At 69.9% G+C, this 15,603-nt stretch carries 17 protein-coding genes; 5 read left to right on the forward strand and 12 right to left on the reverse strand.

The features are described from left to right. The first annotated feature begins 57 nt into the window (after positions 1–57). Genes ACYR7D_RS26285 through ACYR7D_RS26295 form a run of 3 tightly spaced genes read left to right on the forward strand, consistent with a single transcriptional unit; the run spans position 58 to position 2,242 of the window. Positions 58–798 (forward strand): maleate cis-trans isomerase family protein, encoded by a 741-nt coding sequence (locus ACYR7D_RS26285; RefSeq protein ID WP_459547189.1) that lies wholly within the window; start codon positions 58–60, stop codon positions 796–798. A 45-nt stretch (positions 799–843) separates the two neighbouring features. Beyond that, positions 844–1,575 (forward strand): maleate cis-trans isomerase family protein, encoded by a 732-nt coding sequence (locus tag ACYR7D_RS26290; RefSeq protein WP_459547190.1) that lies wholly within the window; start codon positions 844–846, stop codon positions 1,573–1,575. Further along, the gene (locus tag ACYR7D_RS26295; protein WP_459547191.1) at positions 1,562–2,242 is read left to right on the forward strand and encodes a GntR family transcriptional regulator; all 681 of its coding nucleotides are present in this window, start codon (positions 1,562–1,564) and stop codon (positions 2,240–2,242) included. Before ACYR7D_RS26290 ends, ACYR7D_RS26295 begins: the two co-directional genes overlap by 14 nt. A gap of 10 nt (positions 2,243–2,252) precedes the next feature. Here the strand turns inward: ACYR7D_RS26295 and truB are convergent, their stop codons facing one another. The 11 genes from truB to rimP all read right to left on the reverse strand — a co-directional run bounded on the left by truB (position 2,253) and on the right by rimP (position 13,412). After that, positions 2,253–3,152 (reverse strand): tRNA pseudouridine(55) synthase TruB, encoded by a 900-nt coding sequence (gene truB / locus ACYR7D_RS26300; protein WP_459547192.1) that lies wholly within the window; start codon positions 3,150–3,152, stop codon positions 2,253–2,255. Beyond that, positions 3,152–3,820: a 4'-phosphopantetheinyl transferase Npt gene (gene npt, locus ACYR7D_RS26305; protein ID WP_459547193.1), complete on the reverse strand. Its 669-nt coding sequence runs from the start codon at positions 3,818–3,820 to the stop codon at positions 3,152–3,154. The genes truB and npt overlap by 1 nt, the downstream gene beginning before the upstream one ends. A gap of 36 nt (positions 3,821–3,856) precedes the next feature. Beyond that, on the reverse strand, positions 3,857–4,801 hold the full coding sequence (locus ACYR7D_RS26310) for a metallophosphoesterase family protein (protein WP_459550301.1): 945 nt from the start codon (positions 4,799–4,801) through the stop codon (positions 3,857–3,859). A gap of 84 nt (positions 4,802–4,885) precedes the next feature. Beyond that, positions 4,886–6,202 (reverse strand): MATE family efflux transporter, encoded by a 1,317-nt coding sequence (locus tag ACYR7D_RS26315; RefSeq protein ID WP_459547194.1) that lies wholly within the window; start codon positions 6,200–6,202, stop codon positions 4,886–4,888. 29 nt (positions 6,203–6,231) lie between these two features. Continuing rightward, positions 6,232–7,239: a DHH family phosphoesterase gene (locus ACYR7D_RS26320; protein WP_459547195.1), complete on the reverse strand. Its 1,008-nt coding sequence runs from the start codon at positions 7,237–7,239 to the stop codon at positions 6,232–6,234. Between the two features lie 12 nt (positions 7,240–7,251). Then, the gene (rbfA, locus tag ACYR7D_RS26325; protein WP_459547196.1) at positions 7,252–7,692 is read right to left on the reverse strand and encodes a 30S ribosome-binding factor RbfA; all 441 of its coding nucleotides are present in this window, start codon (positions 7,690–7,692) and stop codon (positions 7,252–7,254) included. A 93-nt stretch (positions 7,693–7,785) separates the two neighbouring features. Continuing rightward, on the reverse strand, positions 7,786–8,076 hold the full coding sequence (locus tag ACYR7D_RS26330; protein WP_459547197.1) for a DUF503 domain-containing protein: 291 nt from the start codon (positions 8,074–8,076) through the stop codon (positions 7,786–7,788). 124 nt (positions 8,077–8,200) lie between these two features. Further along, complete coding sequence (infB, locus tag ACYR7D_RS26335; RefSeq protein WP_459547198.1) at positions 8,201–11,167, reverse strand: translation initiation factor IF-2; 2,967 nt, start codon at positions 11,165–11,167, stop codon at positions 8,201–8,203. Between the two features lie 108 nt (positions 11,168–11,275). After that, entirely contained in the window at positions 11,276–11,659 is a 384-nt protein-coding gene (locus tag ACYR7D_RS26340) for a YlxR family protein (RefSeq protein ID WP_459547199.1), read from the reverse strand. Positions 11,660–11,763: 104 nt separating this feature from the next. Beyond that, positions 11,764–12,792, reverse strand: a complete 1,029-nt coding sequence (nusA, locus tag ACYR7D_RS26345; RefSeq protein WP_459547200.1) for a transcription termination factor NusA — start codon at positions 12,790–12,792, stop codon at positions 11,764–11,766. Next, complete coding sequence (rimP, locus tag ACYR7D_RS26350) at positions 12,789–13,412, reverse strand: ribosome maturation factor RimP (protein ID WP_459547201.1); 624 nt, start codon at positions 13,410–13,412, stop codon at positions 12,789–12,791. Before rimP ends, nusA begins: the two co-directional genes overlap by 4 nt. Positions 13,413–13,571: 159 nt before the next feature. Here rimP and ACYR7D_RS26355 point away from each other — a divergent pair, with 159 nt between their 5' ends. Both ACYR7D_RS26355 and ACYR7D_RS26360 read left to right on the forward strand, forming a co-directional pair. Beyond that, entirely contained in the window at positions 13,572–14,138 is a 567-nt protein-coding gene (locus ACYR7D_RS26355; protein ID WP_459547202.1) for a hypothetical protein, read from the forward strand. Next, on the forward strand, positions 14,135–14,569 hold the full coding sequence (locus tag ACYR7D_RS26360; protein WP_459547203.1) for a ferritin-like domain-containing protein: 435 nt from the start codon (positions 14,135–14,137) through the stop codon (positions 14,567–14,569). The genes ACYR7D_RS26355 and ACYR7D_RS26360 overlap by 4 nt, the downstream gene beginning before the upstream one ends. A gap of 38 nt (positions 14,570–14,607) precedes the next feature. Here the strand turns inward: ACYR7D_RS26360 and ACYR7D_RS26365 are convergent, their stop codons facing one another. Continuing rightward, on the reverse strand, positions 14,608–15,435 hold the full coding sequence (locus tag ACYR7D_RS26365; RefSeq protein ID WP_459547204.1) for a hypothetical protein: 828 nt from the start codon (positions 15,433–15,435) through the stop codon (positions 14,608–14,610). Between the last annotated feature and the right edge of the window lie 168 nt (positions 15,436–15,603).

Consider the following 15,603-nt stretch of genomic DNA (forward strand, 5'->3'; position numbering starts at 1 on the left):
TGTCAACAATCCGATCGTCCTCGGAGGTCTTCCCGGCTGAGTGCGAGAGGGGCCACAGTGGAGTTCGATTTTCCCGATATCGAGGGTCCTGTCGCACAACGGGGCATCGGCGTCATCGCACCGTTCGACCTGGCACTGGAACGTGAGCTCTGGCGCTGGGCCCCGCTGGAGGTGAGTCTGCATCTGGCCCGGACCCCGTACGAACCCGTCCCGGTCTCGCTGGCCATGGCCGAATTGGTTTCCGATGCCGTACATCTGACCGCCGCGACCCGCAACGTGCTGCACGTGGAACCCGAAGTGGTGGCCTATCTGTGCACCTCGGGGAGCTTCATCAAGGGCATCGAATACGAACGGTCGCTGCGCGAGACCATCTGCCGGGCCGGTGCCCCGAACGCGATCACCACCTCCGGCGCGCTGCTGGAAGCCGTCCGGCACCTGAACATCGGTCATATCTCGATCATGACCCCCTACGACGAGATCCTCACCGGCAAACTGCGCGACTTCCTCGACGAAGCCGGATGCACGGTGGTGCGTTCGGAACACCTGGGACTCGGTGGCGGGATCTGGAAAGTCAACTACCGCACCATCGCCGAGCGCATCCTCGGCGCGGACGACCCCCTGGCCGAGGCGATCTTCGTCAGCTGCACCAACCTGCCCACCTACGACATCATCGAACCGCTGGAAAAGATATTGGGCAAACCGATCCTGACGGCCAATCAGCTCACCATGTGGGCCTGTCTCGGGCGGATGAAACTGCCCATGATGGGTCCCGGCCGGTGGCTGCTGGAGGTTTTCTGAAACATGATGCCCACCAACCGGACTTCGACCGGAAACGGAGTGCCCATGTCGGTACCGACCATCGGCTTCATCTACCCCGACCACGCCGCCGAGGACGACTACCCGCGGGCGGAGGGCCTGCTCGGCGTCCGGCTGCCGGTCGCCCATATCTACGGCACCGATCTGCACGCGGTACCCGAACTGCTGGACCTCGGCAGCCCGGACAAGCTCCGGCACGGGGCCGCGCAGCTGGCCGCGTACACACCGGACGCCGTGGTCTGGGCATGCACTTCGGGAAGTTTCGTCTACGGACCGGACGGGGCACGCGAACAGGTCCGTGGACTGGCCGAGGCCGCGGGGGTGCCCGCCTCCAGCACCAGTTTCGCGTTCGTGGCCGCCGCCCGGACCCTGGGTGTGCGGCGAGTGGCGGTGGCCGCCAGCTACCCCGAGGACGTGGCCCGGCTGTTCGCCGATTTCCTCGCCGATGCCGGAATCACCGTGACCGCGTTCGGCAGCGCCGGGATCGAGACCGCGGCCGAGGTCGGCACCCTGCGACCGGAGCAGGTGCTGGAACTGGCCCGCGCGGGCGACCACCCCGAGGCCGAGGCCCTGATCGTCCCCGATACCGCCATGCACACCCTGGAGGTCCTGCCGCGGCTCGAGGCCGCGCTGGGCAAGCCGGTGCTGACCGCCAATCAGGTCACCATCTGGGAGGGGCTGCGGCTGGCCGGTACCGTCCGGATATCGTCGTCGCTGGGGGCGCTGTTCGCGGAAAGGTTTGCTCATGTCGGTGGTTGATTTCGAACCGGTCAACCAGCGGTCCACGGCCGAGATGATCGCGGACTCGCTGCGTGAGGCGATCATGCGCGGCGGACTGGAACCGGGCACACAACTGGGCGAGGCCGATCTGGCGGCACAATTCGGGGTCTCCCGGGGCCCCGTCCGGGAAGCCATGCAGCGGCTGGTGTCGGAAGGTCTGCTGTACAGCATCCGTAATCGGGGCATCTTCGTCATCGAGCTCACCCTCGCCGATGTCGTCGATATCTACCGCTCCCGCACCGCGATCGAAAGTGGCGCGCTGGCACTGATCCTCGACGGCCGCCGGGATATCGCCTACCAGGCTCTCGGCCCGAGTGTCGCGGCCATGCTCGACCATGCCGCGGCGGGTGACGCGGCCGGTGTTTCCGATGCCGACCAGCAGTTCCATGAGGCCCTCGTAGCGGCCGCGGGCAGTACCCGGCTGGTCCGGGCGGCCCGCACATTGCTGATCGAAACCCGGATGTGCCTGGGCGCCCTCCAGACCACCTATCCCGATCTCCGCGTACAGGCCCGGGAACATGTGGCGTTGCGGGAGGCCATCGGCGCCGCCGCGCCGGCGAAGGTACACGGTCTGCTCCGCGACCATATGGACGACGCGGTCGCGCGGTTACGCGAGCGGTACGCCGAGGAGACGGTGCCCGGCTGAGCGCGGCGAGTCAGTCGATCAGCCCGCGCGGACGCACCACGAACACCGGGGCGGCACGTTTCCCCTTCTCCTGCAGCAGAGCGATCGCGCTACCGTCCGCGGTGAGCGCGGCATAGGTTCCGGTGATCCCGGCCGGTTCCAGCCACCGGCCGTCCCGCAACTTCTCGGCTTCGGCGGTATCGATCGTGCGATGCGGGAAGGAGAGCCGGACCGCGGCGTCGATATCCAGGCTCGGCACCGGATCCTCGGCCAGCTGTTCCAGCGTGCGCGCGTGCTCGAGCCCGAACGGACCGACACGGGTACGCCGTAACGCGGTGAGGTGACCCCCCACGCCCAGCGCCGCACCCAGATCACGGGCCAGGGCCCGGACATAGGTGCCGGACGAACATTCGACCACCACATCCAGATCGACCAGGCCCGTATCGGTGAGATCGCGCCGGGCCAGCAGTTCGAAACGGGATACGGTGACCGGCCGTGCCGCGAGTTTCACCTCTTCACCGGCGCGATGCCGGGCATAGGCGCGTTCCCCACCGACCTTGATGGCGCTGACGGTTGCCGGTACCTGCTGGATATCACCGGTGAGCGCACCGATTCCACCGGCGATCTCGGCCGCGGTGACATGACCGGCCGCCGCGGTGGCGAGCACCTCGCCCTCGGCGTCGTCGGTCGTGGTGGAACATCCCAGCCGGATGGTCGCCGTATAGGCCTTCGTGGTCAGGGTGAGCAGCCCCAGCAGTTTGGTGGCCCGTTCCACACCGAGCACGAGCACACCGGTGGCCATCGGGTCGAGGGTGCCCGCATGCCCGACCTTCCTGGTGTGCAACAGCTTGCGCGCTTTCGCCACGATATCGTGGCTGGTCGGGCCCCCCGGTTTGTCGACGATCAGCAGACCGCCCAGTGCGTCGCCCATCAGCTGTGCGCGATCGCGGTCAGGATCAACCCGTCGGTGATCCGCCAGCGGCCGTCGAAAGAGGTCAACGGGGTACCTCCGTCACCGGTCTGTCCGGGCACCAGCAGTTGCGACCGGAAGGTCCCCGCCCCTGTACCGTCGGCGGCCTCCTCCACGGTGAAGGTGATGTGCGCGTCCTCGAATCCGAGCCAGCGTGTGGTGAGCGGGAACCACGCCTTGTAGGTGGCCTCTTTGGCGCAGAACAGCAGCCGGTCCAGATGCAGGGCGGAATCGGTGGTACGCAACCACTCTCGTTCGGCGGGCAGACTCACCGAATCCAACACACCGTCGGGCAGGGTGTCGTGCGGTTCGGCGTCGATCCCGATGGACCGGTATCGCATCTTGTGCGCAAGGGCCGCACCACGGAACCCGTCGCAGTGGGTGAGGCTGCCGACGATACCCCGCGGCCAGACCGGCGCCCCCCGCTCACCCTTACCGATGGCCACCGCCGGTTCACCCAGCTGGGCCAGCGCCTGCCGGGCGCAGTGCCGCGCACCGATGAAATCGCGCCGCCGCTTCTCCACCGCTTTCGCGATGAGATGCTCTTCGGCGGGGTGCGCTTTCAGGTCCTCCGGGTAGGCGAGCAATTCGGCGGTGGCGACATCGGCGGGCAGGATTGTCTCGATCATCGACAGTGAGAGTACCGGGGGTGCCCGCCCACGATCTCAGGCGAGGCCCCGTCGCCGCTCCGCCGCCGCCCGCATCTCCGCCGCCGCGGCGGCCATTTCCGGCGTCACCCGGAAATGCCCGCCCCACTCGTTCAGGTCGCCCGGGGCGTATTGCGGATCGGGCAGGATCTGGCGGAGCAGTTTGTCGGGTTTACCACGCTTCTGCCATTCCCGCGGATAACCGAGCGAGACCTCCTCGAATCGGACACCGTCGTAGAAGGTGGTGCGCGGTATGTGCAGATGGCCGTAGACGGCACAGACCACGTTGTAGCGGGTGTGCCAGTCCGCGGTGTGCTCGGTCCCGCACCACAGGGCGAATTCCGGGTACCAGAGCATATTCGTGGGTTCCCGGACGAGCGGGAAGTGGTTGATCAGCACCAGCGGGGTGTCCGGCGCCAGATTGTCGAGTTTGCGCCGGGTGGACCGCAGTCGCGCGTCGCACCAGGCATCACGGGTGAGGTAGGGGTCGGGCGAGAGCAAGAACTCGTCGGTGGCCACGACATTGCGTTCCCGGGCGATCGCCAGCCCCTCGTCCTTGGTACGCGCGCCCTCGGGCAGGAAACTGTAGTCGTACAGCAGGAACAGCGGGGCGAGGGTCACCGCGCCGCCGTACGCCTCGGCGCCCGCCCCCGTCCACACCGGGAAAGGGTCCTCGGGGGTGAGGACGTCCAGATCCCGGCACATCGACACCAGATAGTCGTAACGGGCGGCCCCGTGCATCTGGACCGGGTCCTTCGAGGTGGTCCAGAGTTCGTGGTTACCGGGCACCCAGATCACAGTGGCGAACCGCTCGCGCAGCAGCTTCAGCGCCCACCGGATATCGTCGCTGCGTTCGGCGACATCGCCCGCGACGATCAGCCAGTCTTCCGGGGAATCGGGACGGATCTCCTCGACCACCGGCTTATTGCCCTGGTGACCGACATGGATATCGCTCACCGCCATCAACTTGGGTATCACCACACCCACCTTCGCATATCGACTACTTCGCCGGCACGGACACACCGGAGGCCGTATCGCGACGGCCGGTCATACCGGGACGGCGGCCCCGACCCGGACCCAGCGCCCCGAAAGCGCCCGGGCGCTCACCGCCACGAGCCGCAACAGCATGAACGCGATCAAACCGCACCAGATTCCGCCGATACCCCAATCGAAGACCAGGGACAACCAGATCGCGGGGAGGAAACCGGCCAGGGCGGCACCGAGGGTGGTGGTGCGCAGATAGGCCGCGTCCCCGGCGCCCAGCAGCACACCGTCCAGCGCGAACACCACCCCCGCCACCGGAATCATGATCACGAAGAACCACCACACCACTGCGGTCCGGTCCAGGACCGCGGCGTCCTCGGTGAACAACGGCGGTATCACCGTCGCACCCGCCGCGAACACAGCGGCGAGCCCGAGCGCGAAAACCTCCGACCACGCGGTGACCCGCCGGGCCAGCGCCCGGGCGTCGGCCGCGTTCCGGGCGCCCAGCGCCGCGCCGACCAGGGTCTGCGCGGCGATGGCCAGGGAATCCAGGGTGAGAGCGAGGAAGTTCCACAGCTGCAGCACCAGCTGATGCGCCGCCACCGACGGCGCCCCGAACCGGGACGCCACCGCGGCCGCCGATACGAAGCAGGCCTGGAAGGCGAGACTGCGCGCGATCAGGTCCCGGCCCATCACCAGCTGTGCCTTCATCACCGCCGGGTGCGGCGCCAACGGCACCCGGGCCCGGGCCAGGGCACCCAGGAACAACCCGGCCGTCACCGTCTGGCCCACCACATTGGCCACCGCCGATCCGGGTAGCCCCAGCCGCGGCAGCCCGGCCACACCGTGCACCAGCAGCGGGCACAGGACCGCCGACAATGCCAGCCCTGCCACCACATAGGTGAGCGGACGCCGGGTCTGCTGAACTCCGCGCATCCACCCGTTACCCGCCATGGACAGCAGGATCAGCGGCACCCCGAACAGCGCGATCCGCACCCACGACAGCGCCTCGCCCGCGATCTCGGCATCACCCGCGATGGCACCCACGATGGGTGCGGCGGTGAACTGCACGACCACCAGGATCAGCAACCCGATCCCCCCGGCCAGCCAACTCGCCTGCACGCCCTCCTCGACCGCGCCCGCCTCGTCACCCGCCCCGTGCCGTCGTGCCGACCGGGCGGTCGTCCCGTAGGCGAGGAAGGTCAGCTGCGAACCGACCTGAGCGAGGATCAGCCCGCCCACCGCGAGCCCGGCCAGCGCCAGCGCACCGAGCCGGCCCACCACGGCGAGATCGAACAACAGATAGATCGGCTCGGCGACCAGCACCCCCAGGGTCGGCAGGGCCAGGCCCAGGATCCGTCGCGGCCCGGCGGTGCTCATCGGCGACGCGGGGTTGCGGCCCCGCGGCGTCATCCCAGCGCCGACCGCAGTTGGGCGAGGATTTCCGCCGGCTCACCGTAGGTCGTGTAACCGGCGGCGTAGCGGTGGCCGCCGCCGCCCAGCCCGGTGGCCACGGCCGCCACATCGGCGCCGTCGTCCACACCCGGGCCGCTGTCCTTGGACCGCAGCGAAACCGTCCAGCGGCGCCGCTCGTCGGCGGACCGGGCCTCCTTGAACACCGCCGCGATCCCGGCCTCCGCCGTCGCGCGCACGATGTCGACCACACTTTCGGCCTCCTCTTGGCGCACCCCCACCAAGTCGCTGGCCAGGACGAAGGCCGCGACGAGCCCGGTACCACCGTGGGCCATGGGATCCAGTTGCGCGGAGCCGAGCACCGTCGACAACATCCGCAACCAGGCGAACGGGTGGGTATCCATCAGCGTGCGGGTGATGGCGGCCCCATCGATGCCCGTCGCCAGCAGGCGCTCGGCCAGCGCGTGGGTGCCGGGAGTCACCCAGCGGAAGGAACCGCTGTCGGTGGCCAGCCCGGCGAACAGGCAGTGCGCGATCTCCGCGTCGATCGGTTCCCGCCAGGCGTCCAGCAGAGCGGTGAGAACACTGGCGGTGGACACCGCGTCCGCATCGACGAGGTTGATGGACCCGAACCGGGTGTTGGACCGATGATGGTCGATCACCAGCGTGGTCGTCGCACCCGCCAGCCGGTCGGCCAGCGCGCCGAGGCGGCTCACGCTGCCACAGTCCACCGCCACCAGCACATCGACCTCACCCGGCACCTCGGCGGGCGGGACCAGGAAACGCAGCCCCGGCAAGGTGCGCAGCGCGACGGACAGCTCGGCGGGTTCGGCGAAGGACACCCGCACCGGAACCCCGCGCCGGTCCAGGACCTGCGCCAGGGCCAGCCCGCTGCCGAGGGTGTCGGCATCGGGCTGGACATGGCAGATGATGCTCACCGAGCGCGCCTCGTCCAGCGCCCGGACAGCCGCGGTGAAATCCACGGCGGCACCGGTTGTGGTCATATCGGCCGCGACTCAGTCGTCGTCGCGGGGGGGTTTGTACGGGTCCGCCTCACCCGCCGGGGTGGCCTCGGCCGCCACCCGCGCCACCCTGTCGTCGGCCTCCCGCGCACGGGCCAGCAGATCCTCCATCTGCCGGGCCGCGTCGGGCACGGTATCGAGCACGAAGGTGAGGGTGGGGGTGAACTTCACCCCGGTTCCGGCGCCCACCTTCGACCGCAGCACGCCCTTGGCCTTCTCCAGCCCGGCGGCCGCGGCGGAGTAGTCCGGTTCGGCGTCGACGGTTTCGCCCATCACCGTGTAGTAGACGGTCGCGTCACGCAGATCACCGGTCACCTTCGCATCGGTGACGGTGACGAAACGCAGCCGCGGATCCTTGATCTCGTATTCGATCGCCGTGGCCACGATCGCGGAAATCCGCTTGGCGAGCCGGCGTGCCCTGGCCTGATCCACCATGGCCGCTCCTTTCCCTTCTCAGCGACGGCGGACGGTCCACGCGCGGACACACCGCACGGGTCCGAGCACACCGCTGCTATCCCTCGTGGCCGCTCAATCCTCGGGTCCGAAGACACGGCGGCGTACTGCCAGCAACTGTAACTCCGGACGCGCTGCGACGTGCCGCTCGCACCGGTCGAGCACAGCCGTCAGATGGTCCATACCCGCCGAGACCATCGCCACCCCGAGCAGGGTGCGACGGTACCGGTCGTGTTCCCCCGCCTCGGCGGTGCTCACCCCGAAGCGCTGGAGTTCGGCCAGCACCGGCCGGATCACCGAACGCTTCTCCTTCAACGAGTGCACATCACCCAGCAGGATGTCGAATTCGAGTGCACCCAGGTACACACGCCCTCCCAGTTGTCACGACGGCACGACCGTACGGACACGCCGAAAGCGGCGGGACCGGCCCGTCGTACCGGTATCGATTGGCTCGGGCCGGGCGGTTACCACCGCCCGGCCCGTAGCACGATCAGTCGCGTGGCTTCTCACGCAACTCGTAGGCCTCGATGACGTCGCCCTCCTTGATATCGGAGTAGGTCAGCGTCATACCGCATTCGAAGCCCTCGCGGACCTCGACGACATCGTCCTTCTCCCGGCGCAGCGAGTTGATCGTCGTCGATTCGGCGACCACCACGTTGTCGCGGAGCAGGCGGGCCTTGGCATTGCGCTTGACGATGCCCGAGGACACCATGCAGCCGGCGATGAGACCGATCTTCGACGAACGGAAGATCGCCCGGATCTCGGCCCGGCCCAGTTCCACCTCTTCGTAGACCGGCTTGAGCATGCCCTTGAGCGCGCTCTCGATCTCGTCGATGGCCTGGTAGATCACCGAGTAGTACCGGATGTCCACACCTTCGCGGTTGGCCAGCTCGGTCGCCTTGCCCTCGGCCCGGACGTTGAACCCGATGATGATCGCGTTCGACGCCGACGCCAGGTTGACGTTGGTCTCGGTGACACCACCGACACCGCGGTCGATGACCCGCAGCCGCACCTCGTCGTCGATCTCGATACCGAGCAACGCCTCCTCCAGCGCCTCGACGGTACCGGAGTTGTCACCCTTGAGGATGAGGTTGAGCTCGCTGGTCTCCTTCAGCGCGGCATCCAGATCCTCGAGGCTGATCCGCTTGCGGCTGCGCGCGGCCAAGGCGTTGCGTTTACGCGCATTGCGCCGGTCGGCGATCTGCCGGGCGATCCGGTCCTCGTCGACGACGAGCAGGTTGTCGCCGGCGCCGGGTACCGAGGTGAAACCGACGACCTGCACCGGACGCGACGGCAGGGCCGCCTCGACATCGGCGCCGTGCTCGTCGACCATGCGGCGGACGCGACCGTAGGCGTCGCCCGCCACGATCGAATCGCCGACCCGCAGGGTGCCGCGCTGGATGAGCACCGTGGCGACCGGACCGCGGCCGCGGTCCAGATGCGCCTCGATGGCCACACCCTGGGCGTCCTGCTCGGGATTGGCCCGCAGGTCCAGGGCGGCGTCGGCGGTGAGCAGTACCGCCTCGAGCAGGGCGTCGATATTGGTGCCCTGTTTGGCGGAGATGTCGACGAACATGGTGTCGCCGCCGTACTCCTCGGCCACGAGGTTGTACTCGGTCAGCTGCTGCCGGATCTTCTCCGGGTTGGCGCCTTCTTTATCGATCTTGTTGACCGCCACCACGATCGGCACATCGGCCGCCTGCGCGTGGTTGATCGCCTCCACCGTCTGCGGCATGACGCCGTCGTCGGCGGCGACCACCAGGATCGCGATATCGGTGGCCTTGGCACCACGGGCACGCATGGCGGTGAACGCCTCGTGACCCGGGGTGTCGATGAAGGTGATCAACCGGTCGTCGTCGCCGAGATGGGTCATCACCTGGTAGGCACCGATGTGCTGGGTGATACCGCCGGCCTCGCCCTCGCGGACGTTGGCCTTGCGGATGGTGTCCAGCAGGCGGGTCTTACCGTGATCGACGTGGCCCATGACGGTCACCACCGGCGGACGCTGCTCGAGGTCCTCCTCGCCGCCCTCGTCCTCACCGTAGGTCAGGTCGAACGATTCCAGCAGCTCGCGGTCCTCGTCCTCGGGGCTGACCACGTGCACCACGTAGTTCATCTCGCCGCCGAGCAGCTCGAGGGTCTCGTCGTTCACCGACTGGGTCGCGGTGACCATTTCGCCGAGATTGAACAGCGCCTGGACCAGAGCGGCCGGGTTGGCGTCGATCTTCTCCGCGAAATCGGACAGCGACGCGCCGCGGGCGAGGCGGATGACCTCACCGTTGCCGCGGGGCAACCGCACGCCGCCGACCGAGGGGGCCTGCATCGAATCGTATTCCTGGCGCTTCTGCCGCTTCGACTTACGACCACGCCGCGGTGCCCCACCGGGACGACCGAACGCACCGGCCGCGCCGCCGCGACCACCGGGACCGCCCGGACGGCCACCGCCGCCGGGACGACCGCGGAAACCGCCACCACCGGCGGGTGCACCCGTACCGGCGGGCGCGCCGCCACCACCACCACGGTAGCCACCGCCCCCACCACCGGGACGCCCGCCGCCACCGGCACCGGGACGCCCGGGACGACCACCGGCCGCCGGGCCGGGCCGGGCCGAACGCTGCGGCATGGCGCCGGGCGTCGGGCGCGGCGGCATGGAGGCCGGGCTCGGCCGCGGACCGCCGGGGCGGGGACCGCCCTGGGCCGCTGCCGGGCGCGGGCCACCGGGACCCGGACGCGGAGCGTTCTGGCCGGGACGCGGACCGCCCTGACCCGGACGCGGACCACCCTGAGCGGGGCCGGGACGCGGGCCGCCCTGGCCCGGAGTGGGCCGGGGACCCGGCTGCGGACGCGGAGTGGGACGCTCACGTTCCGGCGCGGAAGAGTACGGATTGTTGCCGACCCGCGGGGGCTTGGGGCCGGGCTTGGGACCGGGCCGGGCGCTCTGGGCCGGGGCGGGCCGGGGGCCCGGCTGTCCCGGGCGGGGACCGCCGGCGGCCGGACGCGCGCCCGGAGTGGCCGGTTTCGGCGCGGGTGCCTGTTCGGTCTCCCGGGCCGTAGCCGGTCCGGGCTTCGCGGGAGCCGGACCCGGACGGGGACCCGCCGGTTTCGGCGCGCCGGAGGCCGGGGCCGCGGTGGCCTCGGGGGCCGGTGCGGTATCGGCAGGGCCCGGTTTGGCCGCCGCGGCGGGCATACGCGGACCCGGGCGGGGGCCGGGAGCCGCGGGTTTGGCCGCGGTCGCCGGGCCGGGGCGCGCCGGGGGTTTGTTGCCGTTGGACCGGTCGGATTTCGCCGGCGCGGATTTCGCCGCGAACGACTCGCGAAGCCGGCGCGCGACGGGTGCCTCCACCGTCGACGACGCGGACTTCACGAACTCGCCTTGCTCCTTGAGCTTCGCGAGTAGTTCTTTACTCGTGACACCGAGTTCTTTGGCCAACTCGTGCACGCGGGCCTTGCCTGCCACTGCTCTCCTCACTGAGAGGTCGAGCAGCGCCGCCCGCCTGCTGGCGGGGACCCGCACGACCTCGGGTTAACTCCGATGGACGTTCATCGTTGGTACTTCACGGTGTGCTCATGAGTGCTCGTGCCTGTTCTCGAGGTGGTGCTCCAGGGCTGAGATATCCAGATGTCCGGACACTCGTAGTGCTCTGCCGATCGCTCGGCGCCGGACCGCAGCGCTCAAACAAGCCGAAAAGGGGTGCAGCCAGGCACCCCGTCCGGGAAGTCTGCGCTGTGGATCGGGAACGACCGTGACGACGTCCGTACCGTTTCCGGCCGTACGCCTGCACGCCACGATCCGCAGCAGTTCGGCGGCCGGTTCGCGTTTCCGGCATCCGACACACGTACGAATCGGAATCACCCGGCGCCGAGACGCCGCGGACTCACGACCGCGTTCGTGGCCGGTGACCGAAAACTCGGACCGAACCTCACACCACTCTACCGGGGACCGGTGCATGCCCTCCAACCCCGCCCCCGGAGACGTACCCGGAGACGGGTCGGCGCGGCGTGTTCCCTGGTCGGAACAACGCGGCGGAACCGGGTTCGATTCCCGACGGCGTGTCAACGGCGATGCACCTCGGTCCGCACCGCGCCACCCGCATCCGGGGCGGCGTCACTGCGGATATCGATCCGCCAGCCGGTGAGCCGGGCCGCGAGCCGGGCGTTCTGCCCTTCCTTCCCGATCGCCAGGGAAAGCTGGAAATCCGGCACGATCACCCGCGCGGCACGCGCATCGGGATCCACCACAGTGACCGATACCACTTTCGAAGGTGAGAGCGCATTACCCACGAAGGTCGCCGGATCCTCGGCGTAATCGATGATGTCGATCTTCTCCCCGGCCAGTTCGCTCATCACGTTGCGCACCCGCTGCCCCATGGGCCCGATACAGGCGCCCTTGGCGTTCACTCCGGGCACGGTGGAACGTACCGCGATCTTGGACCGGTGCCCCGCCTCACGCGCCACCGCCACGATCTCCACCGAACCGTCCGCGATCTCGGGAACCTCCAGCGCGAACAGGCGCCGGACCAGATTGGGGTGGGTCCGCGACAACGTGATCTGCGGGCCGCGCGGCCCCCGCGAGACCCCCACCACATAGCACTTGATCCGGTCACCGTGCTCGTAGCTCTCCCCCGGCACCTGCTCGGCGGGCGGGATCAGCCCCTCGGCGCCGTGCAGCTCGCTGCCGATCCGCACCACCACGGTGCCGCGGGCATTGGCACGCGCGTCGCGCTGCACCACGCCGCCGACGATATCGCCCTCGTGCGTCGAGAATTCGCCGAAGGATTTCTCGTTCTCGGCATCCCGCAACCGCTGCAGGACCACCTGGCGTGCCGTGGTGGCGGCGATCCGGCCGAAACCCTCGGGGGTGTCGTCCCATTCGGAGATCACCGCGCCGTCGGCGTCGAGTTCGGTGGCCAGCACCCGCACCAAGCCGGTCCGCTGGTTGATCTCGACCCGGGCGTTGGGCTGATGCCCCTCGGTGTGTTTGTAGGCGGTCAACAGTGCCGATTCGATCGCGGAGATCACGGTTTCGATCGAGATCCCCTTGTCCGCGACGATGGCGCGCAGGGCTTCGATTTCGATGTTCATTCCATGGTCCCTTCGGTCGAATCGGACGCGGCGACGGTGGTTCCGGTGGGCTCCGCGGCGTCCGCTCCCGCGGGTGGGCGGCCGGCGGCGAAGCCTCCGGCGAGTTCGAGTTCACGCGCATTCGGTGGGGAGAACTCCACCTGCACCACCGCGTGTTCGATATCCCCCAGTGCGACGGTAACCGGGCGCGGTGCGCGTTTACCGCTCAGCACCAGCGTGATCCGGTCGCCCTCGAGGGCGCCCACGCGCGCCTCGAATCGGGCCGGTGATCCGGGTTCGGGGGTGGCGGCGCCGGGCCGCAGCGTAATACCGACTTTACGCCCGCGCGCCCGGCGCCAGTGCCGGGCGGCGGTCAGCGGGCGATCGATACCCGGCGTGGTCACCTCGAGCAGGTAGCGGGTGTCGCCGAATTCGTCCTCCGCCTCGTCCAGCCGCGCCGATACGCGTGTGCTGAGTTCGGCGATACTGTCCAGATCCGCGGCCCGGTCGCTATCCACGATCACTCGCACCCGGGTCTGCCCCGCCGCGGTCGATACCTCGACACCCTCGAGATCGAATCCTCGACCGGCGACGAGTCCGGCAACGAGCCGGCTCACCCTCTCCTCGGTCGGCATCGGCATATGGGCAGCTCCTGGTTCAGTTGTTACGCGGACGGAATGTTCTGTGCCGGTGACCTAGCGTAACGCGCCACGAGAGGGTGAAGGACCAGCGGTCGGCGGTAAGTTCCGCCGGGTGGTGCCCATGGGCCGGCGGCAGCGGGAATCTGGCACGATGGTCCGGTGACCGAGCGTGTTACCGACCGGCCCGCAGCCGGGTGTCCCCGCGGATCGTCCTCCGACCGGTACGACAGCAAACTTCGCGGCGTCGATCGCCGGACCGTGTTACGGGTCGCGGGCGGCGGCACGATCGGACTGTTCGCTCTCCCGGCACTCGCCGCCTGCGCCGAGGACCCCATCACCGAGCCGGATGTGCTCGTGGCCCAGGAGTTCTCGGCCCGATCCGATGCCGCGGCAGCTTCCGCCGCGATCGCCGTCGAGCCGCAGCGCACCGCCGCGCTCACCGTTGTCGCCACCGAACGCACGGCACATGCCGATGCCCTGCGCGCCGAGATCGATCGGGCCATCGGCGTCTACGGCGACGGCACCACACCCGCGGTGCGCACCCCGGCCCCCACAACGACCCCGGCGCCGGCGGAGCCGCCGAGTATCGCGGCGCTACGTGACCAGCTCACCGCCTCGCAACGCGCCGCCACCGAACTGGCCGTCACCCAGACCGGGTACCGCGCGGGGCTGCTCGCCTCCATCAGCGCGGCTTGCGCGGTACAGGTGGGGGTGCTGCTGGTATGAGCGGTACCGAACAGCAGGCCCTGCACGACGCGCTGGCCGCCGAGTACGCCGCCGTTTACGCGTACGGCCTGATCGCGGCCCATACCGACCCCGATCGGCGCCGGATGGTGGGGCAGTACACCGGCGCGCACCGGGCGCGGCGCGACGCGACCGTCGACCTCCTCACCGGGAAGGGGGGCACGGCACCTCCGGCGGAACCCGCTTATACCGTGCCGATCCCGGTGACGGACCCGGACTCCGCCGCCCGGCTCGCGATCGTGGTCGAAACCGATACCGCGGTGGCCTGGCGCGCGGTCGCCGAATACGCGCGGGGCGAGGCGGTCCGCCGGGCGGCGATCGAGGCGCTCACCGAATCCGCCCTACGGCGCGCGGCCTGGCAGACGATACGCGGCACCGACCCCGCGACCACCGCGTTCCCCGGCCGCCCCTGACTCCGGCGGCCGGCCGGTTCGCCGCCGGTGGCCGCATTTCATTCGGTCCGGCCGGGTGCGACCGGCTGCTCGGGGCGGGGCCGGGGGAACACCGTCCCGTTGCGGCCGGCCCGGTCCCGGGACCAAGGGGCGCCGCGTGGCGGCCGTTCCTGGGGGGTCAGCGAGCCCATACCGCCCGGCATACTCGGGAGGTAGGGCATCGACGAACCGGTACCGCTGTTCCACGGTGTAGAGCCCGGCGTATGCGCCGGATCGAGGCCGCCGGGCGCCGGCCCGGATGTCCACGGCGTATGCCCGGCGGACACCGGCGCACCCGTGGGATCACCGGGCGCCGAAATCGCCGTGCTCCGCGTCTCGGCGGCTTCGGGTGGGCTTCCCGCGGTGGCGGCCGGCTCACGCGCTCCGGCCGGCGCTTCCCTTGTATCCGGGCTGCCGGTGGGAGCCGCGGGTGCCTCCGCGACGAGGACAGGGGGGCCGTCGGCGCCGGTCCCGGCGGAACCGGATGGCATCGGGCCGGGAAGCGGGAGATCCGGGGGCGCCGGATTCGGCGGGCTCGTATCGGCCGCCGCAGGGAAGCCGGACGTGATTCCGGCTCCGGGACGAGAGCCGGGCGCGGGGTTTTCGGCCCGCTCCGCCGCACCGTGTCCGGCGTGGTCGTCCGGCTCGGGCCCCGCGATCCGCCGGGCGCCGTCCTCGTCCACCTGTATCAGCAGCGCAATAGTTTCCGCACCGCCCGCCGCATCCCGGACATTGCGCCGCATCACCGCACCGGCCGATTCCCCTACCGCACCCAGCCGCATCGCCAGCTGTCCCGTCACCGAGTCCACGGTCACGGAATCGGCAACCGGCGCACCCTCATCGGCCATCGGCACCCGCCTCACCCATCTCGCCGCGAACGCAACCTCCTGAGCCGGTGTGCGAGACCATGTCCCGTCCGGCGCCGCGGCTGTCGACCCGCACCGGCGGAATCGGAGCCACCTCGCCACCGTGGCATGTGACCGGCGTCATTTGCCCCTACCGGTATCACCGCGGCT

The organism is Nocardia sp. X0981 (assembly GCF_977089955.1).

Excerpts from the sequence above, each read along its gene's own strand:
- ACYR7D_RS26290 (WP_459547190.1), top strand. The coding sequence starts at position 844 with ATGTCGGTACCGACCATCGGCTTCATCTACCCCGACCACGCCGCCGAG.
- ACYR7D_RS26295 (WP_459547191.1), top strand. The coding sequence starts at position 1,562 with ATGTCGGTGGTTGATTTCGAACCGGTCAACCAGCGGTCCACGGCCGAG.
- truB (WP_459547192.1), bottom strand. The coding sequence starts at position 3,152 with ATGGGCGACGCACTGGGCGGTCTGCTGATCGTCGACAAACCGGGGGGC.
- npt (WP_459547193.1), bottom strand. The coding sequence starts at position 3,820 with ATGATCGAGACAATCCTGCCCGCCGATGTCGCCACCGCCGAATTGCTC.
- ACYR7D_RS26310 (WP_459550301.1), bottom strand. The coding sequence starts at position 4,801 with ATGGCGGTGAGCGATATCCATGTCGGTCACCAGGGCAATAAGCCGGTG.
- ACYR7D_RS26315 (WP_459547194.1), bottom strand. The coding sequence starts at position 6,202 with ATGAGCACCGCCGGGCCGCGACGGATCCTGGGCCTGGCCCTGCCGACC.
- ACYR7D_RS26320 (WP_459547195.1), bottom strand. The coding sequence starts at position 7,239 with ATGACCACAACCGGTGCCGCCGTGGATTTCACCGCGGCTGTCCGGGCG.
- rbfA (WP_459547196.1), bottom strand. The coding sequence starts at position 7,692 with ATGGTGGATCAGGCCAGGGCACGCCGGCTCGCCAAGCGGATTTCCGCG.
- ACYR7D_RS26340 (WP_459547199.1), bottom strand. The coding sequence starts at position 11,659 with ATGCACCGGTCCCCGGTAGAGTGGTGTGAGGTTCGGTCCGAGTTTTCG.
- nusA (WP_459547200.1), bottom strand. The coding sequence starts at position 12,792 with ATGAACATCGAAATCGAAGCCCTGCGCGCCATCGTCGCGGACAAGGGG.
- rimP (WP_459547201.1), bottom strand. The coding sequence starts at position 13,412 with ATGCCGATGCCGACCGAGGAGAGGGTGAGCCGGCTCGTTGCCGGACTC.
- ACYR7D_RS26360 (WP_459547203.1), top strand. The coding sequence starts at position 14,135 with ATGAGCGGTACCGAACAGCAGGCCCTGCACGACGCGCTGGCCGCCGAG.
- ACYR7D_RS26365 (WP_459547204.1), bottom strand. The coding sequence starts at position 15,435 with ATGGCCGATGAGGGTGCGCCGGTTGCCGATTCCGTGACCGTGGACTCG.